The sequence below is a fragment of the Flagellimonas lutaonensis genome, assembly GCF_000963865.1.
Lineage (GTDB): Bacteria > Bacteroidota > Bacteroidia > Flavobacteriales > Flavobacteriaceae > Flagellimonas_A > Flagellimonas_A lutaonensis.
Map to the genome: position 1 here is coordinate 3188501 of NZ_CP011071.1, position 13057 is coordinate 3201557.

The following is a 13057-nucleotide window of genomic DNA, read 5'->3' on the forward strand; positions in this document are numbered from 1 at the left end:
AACAACATAATTGTTTTTACCTACAAAATGGCGTATAACCAATCTAAAATTATTTTGATTTCAATTTGATCAAATGCTATTTCATTGACAACCCATATGTATCTTTGATCAAACGACCAGACCAATGGAATGCATCAGCATTTTTGATATGCTCAAAATAGGTGTGGGCCCTTCGAGCTCGCATACGTTGGGCCCTTGGCGGGCCGCCGAGCGGTGGATTTCCGAACTGATCGAGGAGGGGATCTTCTATGATGTTAAAAAGGTGCAGGTACACCTTTTCGGGTCGCTCTCACTTACAGGAAAGGGTCACGCCACCGATTTGGCAGTCGTATTGGGCCTTTCAGGTACAGATCCCGAAACCATACCGGTAGCCGATATAGAAGGTATCGTGGCGCAGGTCAAAGAAAGCGGCGAACTTATCTTCAACGGACTTTCAACCATTCCCTTTGTCATTGAAGAGGATATTGTTTTCGAAAAAGACTTTTTGCCCTTTCATGCCAACGGTATACGCTTTACGGCCATACTTGGATCAGGTGAAGCCGTCAGTGAGACCTACTACTCCATCGGCGGTGGGTTTGTGGTGAAAGAAGAACGCATCAACTCAAAAAGAAACCGGGAGACCTTCAAAACCTTTCCTTTCCCTATCCAAACAGGGAAAGAGTTGTTGCAGCATTGCAAAACCGGGCAAAAAAGCATTTCAGAGATTGTATTGCAGAACGAATTGTCGCTAAGAACCGAAGAAGAAATAGACGAAAAATTACGGCAAATTTGGGATGCCATGCTCGAGTGTATGTACTTGGGCTGCCATACCGAGGGTAAATTGCCCGGTGGCCTCAATGTAAAACGTCGGGCCTATGAGATGCACCAAAAGCTGAAGGGCGATCTGCCCTACTCCAATCCCCAAGAATGGTTGGAGGCCATTCGGCTTACAGAGGTTAAATTTCGCTCCATACTAAAATGGGTAAGCTGTTTCGCCTTGGCCGTCAACGAGGTAAACGCCTCATTGGGCCGGGTGGTCACGGCGCCCACCAATGGCAGTGCTGGAGTCATTCCGGCCGTATTGATGTATTATATGGTCATTGAAAACCACGAGGCCGATTTCAAGCATCTAAAGAAGTTTTTGCTGGTGGCCGGCGAAATTGGCAGCATCTTTAAAAAGGGGGCCACCATTTCAGCGGCCATGGGCGGTTGCCAAGCAGAAATCGGGGTATCATCGGCCATGGCCGCCGGTGCATTGACCGAATTGATGGGCGGTACGCCCGAACAGGTGTTGATGGCCGCCGAAATCGCCATGGAACACCATTTGGGGCTCACCTGTGATCCCATTGCCGGTCTGGTACAGGTACCGTGTATCGAACGCAACAGCATGGGGGCCATAAAGGCCATCAATGCCGCCGAACTTGCTTTGGATAGCGACCCTGAAGAGGCCAAAGTGCCTTTTGACAAGGTGGTCAACACCATGTGGGAGACCGCCAAGGACATGAACAGCAAATACAAGGAAACCTCTGAAGGCGGCCTTGCGGTCGGTGTTAACCTCAGTGATTGCTGAGCGTATTTAGGGGCTTGCAGTGCAAAAGTTTACAAAAGGCAAATACAAACCATGAAAAAGAAACTCCTTATTGTTTTGGCGATGGTTCTTGTGGTGGCCGCGGCAGTGGGCCGCTTCCATTATTCAAAAATCATCAATGCAAAGGGCAGCGCAGGCATCCTCTATCTAGAACCAGAAGACAAGTTTGAAACGTTTGCCGACATTATTTCACATCCCGCCCTTCAAAACAAGGTGGTCTATGTCGATTTTTGGTTTACGGGCTGCCCCTATTGTCGTAGGGAATTCAAAGCCATGCCAATGGTGAAGGCCCACTTTAAGGACAACGAAGATTTGGTGTTTCTCTATTTGGGAAAAGACAGGCGCATACCGGGTGAAAAATTTCGGTGGAAAAAAATAATCGCGGACAAAAACCTGACCGGGGCACACTACTTTATGGGTATCGACCAATACCAAAATATCTGGAAAGAGACCGTTAAAGACACCTCGGTGACCCAAGGCTTTCCACACTTTTTGATCGTTGACCGCAAGGGCACTATCGTCGATGACGATGCCCCATGGCCAAGTGAGCCCGCGCTTATCGCCGCGTTGGAAGAGGTGTTGGCAAACCCTTAAACCATATCCGATAACAAAAACTTAAGCGTTTGGAAACATTTGTAAACACTTGGAAATGTTTAAATCGCGCTTTGAGCACTAGAATTGTACCTTTTTATCAAATTATCCCTTTTTTTGCCATATTGCATATAACCAAGATGGTCGATGATGCCTCCGGCCCATAAAAAACGGGCGGTATCATACCGCCCTCCCTTTTTTACTATCATCTACCATCGGCCAGGCAGTACGACTGCATATTCGCTATATTTAACAATGAAACCATAATCGGGCCATTCGCTCCTGACCCAAGACACTGTGGACATCAGGGAGCCATAGCGAATATGCGTCTAATGGCGACCCCTAGCTAATGCAAGCTACGCTTGCAACGCTACTCGCCATAGCCGCCTGGCCGTTAGGCATAACTTAAAGTAATATGGAAAACAGAATCAAATCACTTGAAAGGAAATCAAAGGTTCAAACAGTTATAATGTTAGCATTAGCCATAGGTTTAATTTGGCTGTATATTGATCCATTCAACAAAACTAATGATGATGTTTTGCAGACTAAAGGAATTATTGTTCAAGACGATACTGGGAATCCGAGAATTGCAATAGGATTTCCTATTGACAATAAATACAGGAAAAGGAAAGATACTTTAAATGGACTCGTTTTCATGGACAAAAATGGTATGGATAGAATTCATTTAGGACAGCATGGAAAGTTGTTTTTAGGAGGCAAATATCAGGAAAGATTAAATGATGGTTGGTCTTTGTTTTTTAATGATAACAAAGGAGAAGAACGCTCAGGTTATGGATTCAGCGATGATGATAATAGTATAGGTCTAGGAATGGACTATGGAGGAGAGTTTGGTGGAGAAGCCATATATTTATATGCTGCACCAAATATCGCTTTTATGACTATTAATGCCGACCTTCAAAAAAATAAAGGAATTAGAGATAGAATAGTATTGTGGCATGAAACAGATAAAGATTTGAGTATTGCGAAAATAAGTGACTCCAAGAAAGACGGAAGAATTATTTTTAAAGCAGAAAAAGGCAGAAATCCTAAAATAGAATTAATCGATAGTTTAAATACTAAAAAAACAATGCCTAACAAGGTGTCCTATGAAAAGCACTAAGGGAGTCTCCCAAAGACAGCGATTATGTTGTTTTTGTCTTAAACCACCCTTTTTCTTTTAATATAACTTGCTCCGCATCCTATGTGTGATGGTTCTAAATACAAAACACTAAGAATATAACGATCACATGACTATTGATTTTCTTATATTTCCGTAAAATTCGCAGCCGTTGCCCAACTCGCCCACTGCTATCGCAGATGGCGTACATAGCGCGGCGTTGGCAACAATTAATAGAATGAAAAAAACACTGATAATACTTTTATCGATTTCTATACTTTCCTGCACAGAAGAAAAGAAAGGTTTTCCGGATTATTTAAAAAGCCTTTACGATTTAGAGCTTCCGTTGAGTTTTGACCTTAACTCTAGAATGGATGCATCTAAAAACTATGATTCAACTCTATTTGAGACATATAAACATGTTTGGACATATGCACCTTATGGGATTGCATTCAAAAATGATAAGGTAGTTGGTGTTATTGAATATTCAATAACCGATAATGGATTAGCTCCATTTTTAATAACCCTGGACAATCAAGGAAATAAGATTGACTCACTTAATATTTTAGGAAACACACGCTTCGGGAAACAGGGGCAAACGCTAGAAAGTGCAGTTTTATATGCTGATTTAAAATTAGTAGTTACAGACTCTTCAAGATCATGGTTAATTGACTATGATTACAACAAAATCCCTAACACAACCGAATTAAGAGTAACGACTACGACCTACCAAATTCTAGAAAACGGGAAAATTGAGCAGATTGATAAAAGTGAACCAATAATTACCAAGCCAGACACGAAATCAGAAGCAGAATTATTGGGCGTTTACGAATATGTCCATGAGTACAATACTGAAGATTTAATAGAAAATCATTATTTAGAATTTAAAGAAGGCCAATCATTCTATTATGGGACAAGTGACGACTTTGACGAAGCAAGGGAAGGTTATTATCCAGGTTTTTTCAAGGCACAAATAGATAACCTAGAATTCAATGGAGAGAATTTAACATTTGATATTACCGTGAGTGATTCTATTTTTTACAAAAAACCTGTTACTCCTCTTTATCAAACAATTGGAAACGAGCCATGGGATATTGGTATCAGATATAACACTAGAAACTATCAGGGTATAGTTAACGGTGATACGATAACAATTCTCACTAAAGAATTTGATCCAAGAAAATTTATTAAGAAAAAAGTCGCTGACACGGCATATGGCAAATAGGGAGTTCGGTGGTTTGGGAAAGCTCAGTTCCCTCGCCATGGTTGAAGCGATTTTGCTATATTTCCCTAAAATTCGCCACCAGTGACCCAACTCGCCCACTGCTGTCGCAGATGGCGTATATAGCGTGGCGTTAGCTAACATTTGAAAAATGATAACACATAGAATAGTTTTAATAATAATCATAGTTTTTACTTCTAACACAGTTTTAGGACAAACCCCTGATTCGTTGAAAAAAGCTATGTTAGAAAAGATAAAATCTAGAGAACTATTTAAAGAAACTATCTATGAATTTAAAGGAAAGGAATTGCCGAAATTTGAACTAAATCTTTTAAGCGGAAAAAAACTCAATTCGGAATCCCTGAAAGGCAAACCAACAGTTATAAATTTTTGGTTTAGTAATTGTGCACCTTGCATTGAAGAAATGCCACTTTTAAACGAAATTAAGTCTGAATTTGGAGATGAAGTGAATTTTATATCAATGACCTTCCAGAATCCGAATGCTGTTAATGAATTTCTAAAAACACACGATTTCGATTTTACTCACATCGTTAATTCAAAGGAATATATAAAAACTTTTGGAACGTTTGGTTATCCAAAGACACTAATTTTGGATAAAGATTTAATAATCGTTGAAATTGAAAAAATGATTCCAAAAGACATTGAAAACGAAGAAAAAAACAAAGCGGAATTCAAAGCACGGTTATCAAAACAACTGACTGAGCTAAAAAAACGACACTATCCCAATAAGTGTGTAAGTTTAAATTAGCAGGGGTTTGACTTTATTTAAAGTCTGACCCTTTTTTCATAGATCGTAAGGAACTGGTTCAGGATTATGCCCCAGTTCCTGATGGGCATAGACCATTTTTTGGTGGCCTCCCTTACGGCCAAATATACGGATTTCATCACGGCGTCGTCGGTCGGGAAGGACAGCTTGTTCTTGGTGTACTTGCGTATCTTCCCGTTCAGGTTCTCGATAAGGTTGGTGGTATAGATAATCTTGCGTATCTCCACAGGGAACTCGTAGAACACGGTCAGTTCGTCCCAGTTGTCCCTCCAGCTCCTTATGGCATAGGAGTACTTGCCCTCCCATTTCTGCGCGAAGTCCTCCAGGGCGGCCTTGGCGGCCTTCTCGTTGGGGGCGTTGTAGATGCCCTTCATGTCCGAGGTAAAGGCCTTTTTGTCCTTCCAGACCACGTAGCGGCATGCGTTGCGGATCTGGTGCACCACGCATATCTGGGTCTTGGATTCGGGGAAGACGTTCTTGGTGGTATCGGTAAAGCCGTTCAGGTTGTCGGTGGCCGTGATCAGGATGTCCTCGGTGCCACGGGCCTTCATGTCGGTAAGGACGGACATCCAGAAAGCGGCGGACTCGTTCTTGCCCAGCCACAGGCCGAGTACCTCCTTTTTCCCGTCCCTTCGCAAGCCTACGGCCACGTACACGGTCTTGTTGACGACCTTGGAGGATTCCCTGACCTTGAAGACGATGCCGTCCATCCATACGATCAGATAGACCGGTTCCAGGGGACGGTTCTGCCATGCCGTGATGTCGGCGGCCACCTTTTCGGTGATACGCGATATGGTGGAGGTGGAGACATCGAACCCGTAGGCCTCCCGTATCTGCTCCTCTATGTCACTGACCGACATGCCCTTGGCATAGAGCGATACAATTATATTTTCAAGCCCGTCGATCATGTTGCCCCGCTTGGGGACTATCATCGGGTTGAAACTGGCATCCCTATCCCTGGGAACGGCTATCTCGGATTCCCCGAAGGAAGTCCTTACCTTCTTCTTGGAATGCCCGTTGCGCTTGTTGGCATTGGACGAACGCTGGTGCCTTTGATAGTCCAGGTGGCCGTCGAGCTCGCCCTCGAGCATCTTCTCGATGCCGCGTTTTTGGAGTTCCTTCAGAAAACCGTTGAGCTCGTCCCCGGTCTTGAACTGTTTCAGAAAATCGTCGTTGAACAATTCTTCTTTCTTCATGATGTGCAAAATATTTAAAATTAGACAAAAAATTAGCGGGGGCATGCCCCCGCTAATTTTCTATTTACACACTTTATGAGATAGTCCTAAAAAAACGTTAGCTAACAATGTATCCTATGAAAAGCCATAGTCCAGTCTCCCAAAGATAGCTATTATGTTGTTTATGTCTTAAACCACTTTTTTATTTTTAATACAACTCACTCGGCATCCTATATGTGATCGGTTCAAAACACAAAACACCAAGAGCAATAACCATCACATCGCTGATGGTTTTCTAATAATTTGGTAAAATTCGCCGCCAGTGCCGTAACTTGCCCACTGCTATCGCAGATGGCGCACATAGCGCGGCGTTGGCACACATTTGGAAAGACCTTATGAAAAAAAGAAAAATTATTTCATTGTCACTTTTGCTCGTTGGTGTTGTTTTAAGCGTTGCCTTTTTATTGAGGATTGAATTTCCTCAAGGATTTGATGCCTATTTTAAAAGGGAATACTACAACCAATTTGGTCCTATGGCCATAAGTGTTGAACTTGTAATAGCAGGTTACTACTTTTTTATAGGGCATAGAAAAACGAATTTCGCCTTAGCCCTTTTTGGATTTACTGCTTTGCTAGATCCGCTCTTTGATCAAATAGGTCTTTTCGACAGCATCGTACCTTTATACGGAACGATAATTTTATCAATTTGTGGGCTGTTATGTCTATGGCTAGCATTGGCAAACCCATTTGAATTAAAACGTTTATCTCGTTTGATAGCCATATTAAGTCTTGTTCTTGGTATTTTTGTTGAGCTGTTCTTCAACTATTTCTGATAAAAACATTTGCCAACAATGGCTTCAACAAAAAACCCAAGTCCCGTATCTGACCAGTGGTACATGCCGCCCAATTATTCCTCCTCCAAACACCCTGCCCTGCCCCGGGTATCGATAAGGTAGATGATTTTCCATTCCCCATCAAAATTGATGAGCTGAAATGAGTTGATGCCGCAATGGCTAAAGTTACCGTTCAGCCAAAACTCATAGCCCACCCAGGCGTTCGCCATGGTTCTATCGACCTGTATCGACCATGAGGTGAGTTTTTCCTCAAAGGCCACACTATCGGGAATGCTGACGATCGATCTCAAGAATGCCCCAAAATCCTGTGTGCGAAAAATGGTTTTGCCCTCTTGGTTGCGTGCGGTGGTCTGCAAAACAATGTCGTCGGCCACCAGGTTTCTAAGTGTAACCGAGTCTTGTGCATGAAAAGCCTCAAAAAAAGTTTCGATGGTCTTCTTGACGGCCATTTTGTCTTTTTCAAAGGGTTGCGCCTCTTGGCCCATGGCAAAGGCAAAAAAGAAAAACAAGGCCACCGTAAAATAGCGTTTCATAATGGTTTTATAAAATTTTCGGATCCACAAGATAACGAAAATGGATTCCCGCCTTCGCGCAAATGACAAAAAACTGTTTACTTTAGCGGCAAAACGAAACCAAATGTCCACAGCCAAAAAAGAGTACAAGCGGATTACCGTCAAGTCGCTTTACGAGATGAAGCAGAACGGCGAGAAAATTTCAATGTTGACAGCCTATGACTATTCCATGGCAAAAATCATAGATTCGGCAAAGGTAGATGTGATCTTGGTGGGCGATTCGGCCAGTAACGTAATGGCGGGCCACGAGACCACCCTGCCCATTACCCTTGACCAAATGATCTACCATGCCTCTTCGGTGATCAGGGCGGTAAACCGGGCCCTAGTGGTGGTGGATATTCCCTTTGGAAGTTACCAGAGCGACCCCAAAGAAGCCCTGCGCTCGGCCATACGCATCATGAAAGAAAGTGGTGCCCACGCCATCAAAATTGAAGGGGGCATCGAAATCAAAGAGTCTGCCAAACGCATTCTGAACGCTGGCATACCCGTAATGGGGCACTTGGGCCTTACCCCGCAGTCGATTTACAAGTTCGGTACCTATACCGTTCGGGCCAAAGAAGAGCAAGAAGCCGAAAAACTGATGGAAGATGCCAAATTGTTGGAGAAAATAGGATGTTTTGCCATCGTGCTTGAGAAGATACCGGCCAAGCTTGCCGAAAAAGTGGCCAAGAGCGTGCGAATACCCATCATCGGAATCGGCGCCGGTGGCGGGGTCGACGGACAGGTTTTGGTGGTTCACGACCTGCTCGGAATGACCCACGAGTTCAACCCCAGGTTTTTACGGCGCTATATGAACCTTTACGAAGAGATGGGCAGCGCCATTTCACGCTATGTGAACGATGTTAAGAGCCTCGATTTCCCCAGTGAGGACGAACAATATTGAGTTCGATGATTGGGGTCCATTATCAAGATGGTTCCAAAATTCAAATCAACCTTAAAGTAACTGCTTTGGACTTCCAACAATCCAACAATCGAATGGTCCAACGATCCAATTCGGAAAACCTTCAAGTTCTTTATGAAGACAACCATTTGATTGTGGTCAACAAACGCCCGGGCGATATCGTTCAGGGCGACAAAACCAGGGATACCTCCCTTTCAGAAATCACAAAAGAGTATCTGAAAACCAAATACCAGAAACCGGGAAATGTCTTTCTGGGAGTGGCACACCGACTGGATAGGCCCACATCTGGGGCAGTTGTATTTGCCAGAACCTCTAAAGCATTGACCCGCCTCAACAAACTGTTCGCCGAAGGCGAGACGAAAAAAACCTACTGGGCCGTGGTGCAAAAGGCCCCTGAAAAAGAAAGCGGCACCCTTGTACACTGGCTGGTTCGCAACCCTAAGCAAAACAAATCGTATGCCCATGAAAAAGAGGTGCCCAATAGTAAAAAGGCAGTGTTGCACTATACCTTGCTCAAGCGCTTAGACAATTATTTTCTGTTGAAAATATCATTGGAAACTGGTCGCCACCATCAGATACGGGCGCAACTGTCTGCCGTTGGCTGTACCATCAAGGGCGACCTCAAGTACGGCGCAGCTAGAAGCAACAAAGATGGCAGCATTCACCTGCACGCACGAGAACTGTCTTTCGTGCATCCTGTGAGAAAAGAAACGGTGAGTTTTACCGCCGCCCCGCCTGATGACCCGGTGTGGAATGCCTGTTTATGATTTTTTCCTACTTTTAGTGAAACACTTCACCATGCACAAGTACCCGATCTGCCTATTTGCGTTGTTTCTCTTCTCTTGCGGAAGCTATACCTCCATCGACAACTTTTACGAAAAACACAAGAACGACCCACAGGTCACGGCCATTCGCGTACCGCAATTTATGTTTTCGGTGATAAGCGAGATATCGCCCGAAATGGAATCGTTGGTGGGCAACACCAAAGACCTTCGCTATATGCAGTTTCCCAGCAGAACAGAGGCGCAGTCATCGTTTCTGAACAACCAGATGAACAGTTTTACTTCAAATCCCTCTTTTATTGAGGTGTTTCGTAAAAACGATGAGTTGAAAAGAAATGTCGTAGCGGTTCGCGAGAAAAAAGACGTGGTCAAAGAGATATTGGTCTATAACAATGACAACCTGACCGGTTCGTTTTTAAACTTTCGGGGCAATTTTGACCCGGTAAAAGTGCATGAACTGGCCAAAAGCAATGTGTTTCAAAAATTCTCCGATGGCCTTGTGCCACAGTTCAATTTGCAGACCCCCGGCATTTCAAATGACTAAAATTCTGTCCATGATGGCAGTTCGACTGCGCGCAGCGTCAAATACCTTTTTGCAGGTAGTTTTGGCCATGGATTGCTAACGGGTTACGGCCAATGCCTTTTCGCGGATAATTTCGGCCACTGGCCTGTTCTGTAAATGGCTTTCTAGCCATGATAGAATATCCAAGTACAAAAAGGATCGCTTTTCGTACGGGTGGTTCTCATATTTCTTTAGCTCGTTGTACAGCTTCTGAAACTCGTTTTGCAACTCGTTGGGGTAGATATCGCCAAGCCTTCGCATGAATTTTATAATTTCTTTCTGAACCGCGTGTAAGTCGTTCATTTTCAATAGAAATTTATAGGTGCTCTTAAGCTGTACTTCAAGATGGTAATCCATGCCTGCCTCATAATGGGCCACCAAGCTCAGAATGCGTGCAAAGCACATGAGGTCTTCGCGCATTTTCAATTTTTTATTGGTGATGATCCGCTTTAGGTAAGCAATACAATTCTTATTGTCACCGTTGCCAAAGTACAAACAGGCAATCTTGTAATACAACAGCATAACATGGTGTTGATCGATTCGATCGCGGTGTTTTTTGATGCCATATTCGATGATGTTGACCAGGTAGAGCCCTTTTTCAAAAGTGCCCTCTAAAAAATGGAGGTTCAACTTGTTCGAATTAATATAAAGAAACGCTAAGGAAGCAATGTTATCGTTCTTTGGAAATGCCTCACTGTTGACCATGGCCTCCAGTTTATCAAGGGTTTCCCTAAACTGAGAGGCATATTTTACGAAGAAGAGCGATTCGAGCAGATAATGGTTTCCCTTCAAATAGAAGACCGGGTTCAGGTAGATCATTTCCTTGTTTTCATAAAACAGGTCTACCCATTTGCTGGAATATTTATAGGACGATAAAAAATCTTGTGAGAGCAAGCTGTACCATAAATGGGCCTTGTAGAGCCAAAGTTTTTCGCGAAAACCCAACTCATCGATGGCTACTTTTGGCAGATGGCCTTCAAAATACGTTTGAACACGCCTTAGGTCATCGTCGTTTCTCGCATATCCCACCTTGAGCATCATGCCATACAGTTGCAACGAAAGGTTCGATAGTTTGCTGGTAACCACATTCTGTTCGGCGAGTTCTTCGGCCTGTCGGGCCAACTCGTCGGCCCTATCGGGAATACTTCTCGTAATATACTGGGTCTCAATAATTTTCTCCAATTCAACAATCTCATAGGCCACATTTTTCTCCTCATGTGAAATAGCGACTTGCTTGGCCTTGTCCAATATTTTCAAACTCTGTTTGTACAGCCCTTTTTGGTAGAGAATGGTGGCAAAGTCAAGCTGCTCCCGTATCTGTATTCGAATATTTTGATTTACCGGGTTCAACCGTAAACTGACCAGTATCTGCTTGTACAGGTGCGCCTTAAGGTTTGACAACTGTGATTTTTTTACAATGCCGCTTTTCAAAATGACCGTCTCGTCGTACTCCTTCATTTTGTCCAACAGGTTAAAAAGAGCCAAAAATTTTGCATCGGTATTGACCCCCAGTCGCCCCACATACAGTTTAAACTGCCTTTTTTCAGATTTTGAGAGCGATTTCACCAAAACAAAAAGTGTATCTTTTTGGGTATTTGTCATCGTAAAAAATATTGGTTAAATTGCTGTTTTACAGTAAGTTGTAATAAGCTCAAAACAGTTTAACATTGTAATGGACATTGCTTTTCGGTTTCTTCGGAAAAAAGCAGGGCTATCTTCGTACATTCCATAGAAAATCTTCGAAAATCATGAGTAAAGATAAGGTACAAATTTTTGACACCACCCTTAGGGACGGTGAGCAGGTTCCAGGATGCAAATTGGACACCAAACAAAAACTTGTCATTGCTGAAAGACTTGATGAACTTGGGGTCGATGTCATCGAGGCGGGGTTCCCCATTTCAAGTCCCGGTGATTTTCAATCGGTGCACGAAATTGCCAAACTGGTCAAAAATGCAACGGTTTGTGGCCTTACGCGCTCTGTAAAGAAAGATATAGAAGTGGCCGCCGAAGCTATCAAGGTGGCCAAGAAACCCCGCATACACACGGGTATCGGCACCTCTGATTCACACATAAAATTCAAGTTCAACTCGAACCGTGAGGATATTCTGGAGCGGGCAGTTGCCGCGGTCAAGTATGCCAAGTCATTTGTGGAAGATGTTGAATTCTATGCGGAGGATGCCGGCCGTACCGACAACGATTACCTTGCAAGGGTCTGTGAAGCCGTCATCAAGGCGGGGGCCACTGTGCTCAATATTCCCGATACAACAGGGTATTGTCTGCCCGAGGAATATGGTGCTAAAATGAAGTATTTGAAAGAAAACGTCAAAGGTATTGACAAGGCCATACTTTCGTGCCATTGCCACAACGATCTAGGGCTGGCCACCGCCAACTCCATCTCAGGGGTCATAAATGGTGCGCGACAAATTGAATGCACCATCAACGGCATCGGTGAAAGGGCCGGTAACACCTCGTTGGAAGAAGTGGTGATGATCTTAAAGCAACATCCTTACTTGAATTTAGACACGAACATCAATACGCGCTTGTTGTACGATACCAGTAGAATGGTCTCTGAAAAAATGGGCATGCCCGTTCAGCCGAACAAGGCCATTGTGGGCACAAATGCCTTTGCCCACAGTTCGGGTATCCACCAAGATGGGGTCATAAAAAAAAGGGAAACCTACGAAATCATCGACCCAAAAGATGTGGGCGTAAGCGAATCATCCATTGTACTAACCGCCAGAAGCGGTAGGGCCGCCTTGGCATATCGTGCCAAAAAGGTGGGCTACGAACTCACCAAGCTACAACTTGATGCGGTCTATGAGAACTTCTTGCGTTTCGCCGACCGCAAAAAGGAAATTGTCGATGAAGACATTCACGAAATTTTGGAAACCAGTAAGATCGATATAAAAAGCCTTGCTTGATTCGGT

At 43.7% G+C, this 13057-nt stretch carries 13 protein-coding genes; 10 read left to right on the forward strand and 3 right to left on the reverse strand.

Features of this window, described 5'->3' with window-relative positions; translation table 11 throughout:
- Positions 1 to 124: 124 nt before the first annotated feature.
- The 5 genes from VC82_RS14720 to VC82_RS14740 all read left to right on the forward strand — a co-directional run bounded on the left by VC82_RS14720 (position 125) and on the right by VC82_RS14740 (position 5266).
- Positions 125 to 1549: an L-serine ammonia-lyase gene (locus VC82_RS14720; RefSeq protein WP_045803039.1), complete on the forward strand. Its 1425-nt coding sequence runs from the start codon at positions 125 to 127 to the stop codon at positions 1547 to 1549.
- A gap of 51 nt (positions 1550 to 1600) precedes the next feature.
- Complete coding sequence (locus VC82_RS14725) at positions 1601 to 2161, forward strand: TlpA family protein disulfide reductase (RefSeq protein ID WP_045803040.1); 561 nt, start codon at positions 1601 to 1603, stop codon at positions 2159 to 2161.
- A 412-nt stretch (positions 2162 to 2573) separates the two neighbouring features.
- Positions 2574 to 3278, forward strand: coding sequence for a hypothetical protein (locus VC82_RS14730; protein WP_045803041.1), 705 nt, complete (start codon positions 2574 to 2576; stop codon positions 3276 to 3278).
- Positions 3279 to 3513: 235 nt separating this feature from the next.
- A complete protein-coding gene (locus VC82_RS14735) occupies positions 3514 to 4500 on the forward strand; it encodes a hypothetical protein (protein WP_157518154.1) in 987 nt (328 codons plus the stop codon).
- A gap of 148 nt (positions 4501 to 4648) precedes the next feature.
- A complete protein-coding gene (locus VC82_RS14740) occupies positions 4649 to 5266 on the forward strand; it encodes a TlpA family protein disulfide reductase (protein WP_052699070.1) in 618 nt (205 codons plus the stop codon).
- 17 nt (positions 5267 to 5283) lie between these two features.
- Here the strand turns inward: VC82_RS14740 and VC82_RS14745 are convergent, their stop codons facing one another.
- Positions 5284 to 6480 carry an IS256 family transposase gene (locus VC82_RS14745; RefSeq protein WP_045803043.1) on the reverse strand — a complete coding sequence of 399 codons (1197 nt, stop codon included), beginning with the start codon at positions 6478 to 6480 and terminating at the stop codon, positions 5284 to 5286.
- A gap of 311 nt (positions 6481 to 6791) precedes the next feature.
- Here VC82_RS14745 and VC82_RS14750 point away from each other — a divergent pair, with 311 nt between their 5' ends.
- Positions 6792 to 7292 (forward strand): hypothetical protein, encoded by a 501-nt coding sequence (locus VC82_RS14750; RefSeq protein WP_245615924.1) that lies wholly within the window; start codon positions 6792 to 6794, stop codon positions 7290 to 7292.
- A gap of 74 nt (positions 7293 to 7366) precedes the next feature.
- On the opposite strand, the gene VC82_RS14755 is transcribed toward VC82_RS14750, so the two are convergent.
- Positions 7367 to 7846 (reverse strand): nuclear transport factor 2 family protein, encoded by a 480-nt coding sequence (locus tag VC82_RS14755; protein ID WP_157518157.1) that lies wholly within the window; start codon positions 7844 to 7846, stop codon positions 7367 to 7369.
- Between the two features lie 103 nt (positions 7847 to 7949).
- Between VC82_RS14755 and panB the strand changes: the two genes are divergently transcribed.
- The 3 genes from panB to VC82_RS14770 all read left to right on the forward strand — a co-directional run bounded on the left by panB (position 7950) and on the right by VC82_RS14770 (position 10112).
- A complete protein-coding gene (gene panB, locus VC82_RS14760) occupies positions 7950 to 8768 on the forward strand; it encodes a 3-methyl-2-oxobutanoate hydroxymethyltransferase (protein ID WP_045803500.1) in 819 nt (272 codons plus the stop codon).
- A gap of 92 nt (positions 8769 to 8860) precedes the next feature.
- Positions 8861 to 9553, forward strand: a complete 693-nt coding sequence (locus VC82_RS14765; protein ID WP_045803044.1) for an RluA family pseudouridine synthase — start codon at positions 8861 to 8863, stop codon at positions 9551 to 9553.
- A gap of 31 nt (positions 9554 to 9584) precedes the next feature.
- Entirely contained in the window at positions 9585 to 10112 is a 528-nt protein-coding gene (locus VC82_RS14770; protein WP_045803045.1) for a DUF4252 domain-containing protein, read from the forward strand.
- A gap of 75 nt (positions 10113 to 10187) precedes the next feature.
- Here the strand turns inward: VC82_RS14770 and VC82_RS14775 are convergent, their stop codons facing one another.
- Positions 10188 to 11732, reverse strand: coding sequence for a hypothetical protein (locus VC82_RS14775; RefSeq protein ID WP_045803046.1), 1545 nt, complete (start codon positions 11730 to 11732; stop codon positions 10188 to 10190).
- 146 nt (positions 11733 to 11878) lie between these two features.
- On the opposite strand from VC82_RS14775, the gene VC82_RS14780 reads away from it, so the two are divergent.
- Positions 11879 to 13051: a 2-isopropylmalate synthase gene (locus VC82_RS14780; protein WP_084598282.1), complete on the forward strand. Its 1173-nt coding sequence runs from the start codon at positions 11879 to 11881 to the stop codon at positions 13049 to 13051.
- Positions 13052 to 13057 lie beyond the last annotated feature (6 nt).

Excerpts from the sequence above, each read along its gene's own strand:
- VC82_RS14730 (WP_045803041.1), top strand. The coding sequence starts at position 2,574 with ATGGAAAACAGAATCAAATCACTTGAAAGGAAATCAAAGGTTCAAACA.
- VC82_RS14755 (WP_157518157.1), bottom strand. The coding sequence starts at position 7,846 with ATGAAACGCTATTTTACGGTGGCCTTGTTTTTCTTTTTTGCCTTTGCC.
- VC82_RS14770 (WP_045803045.1), top strand. The coding sequence starts at position 9,585 with ATGCACAAGTACCCGATCTGCCTATTTGCGTTGTTTCTCTTCTCTTGC.
- VC82_RS14780 (WP_084598282.1), top strand. The coding sequence starts at position 11,879 with ATGAGTAAAGATAAGGTACAAATTTTTGACACCACCCTTAGGGACGGT.
- VC82_RS14765 (WP_045803044.1), top strand. The coding sequence starts at position 8,861 with ATGGTCCAACGATCCAATTCGGAAAACCTTCAAGTTCTTTATGAAGAC.
- VC82_RS14775 (WP_045803046.1), bottom strand. The coding sequence starts at position 11,732 with ATGACAAATACCCAAAAAGATACACTTTTTGTTTTGGTGAAATCGCTC.
- VC82_RS14725 (WP_045803040.1), top strand. The coding sequence starts at position 1,601 with ATGAAAAAGAAACTCCTTATTGTTTTGGCGATGGTTCTTGTGGTGGCC.
- panB (WP_045803500.1), top strand. The coding sequence starts at position 7,950 with ATGTCCACAGCCAAAAAAGAGTACAAGCGGATTACCGTCAAGTCGCTT.
- VC82_RS14720 (WP_045803039.1), top strand. The coding sequence starts at position 125 with ATGGAATGCATCAGCATTTTTGATATGCTCAAAATAGGTGTGGGCCCT.
- VC82_RS14740 (WP_052699070.1), top strand. The coding sequence starts at position 4,649 with ATGATAACACATAGAATAGTTTTAATAATAATCATAGTTTTTACTTCT.
- VC82_RS14735 (WP_157518154.1), top strand. The coding sequence starts at position 3,514 with ATGAAAAAAACACTGATAATACTTTTATCGATTTCTATACTTTCCTGC.
- VC82_RS14745 (WP_045803043.1), bottom strand. The coding sequence starts at position 6,480 with ATGAAGAAAGAAGAATTGTTCAACGACGATTTTCTGAAACAGTTCAAG.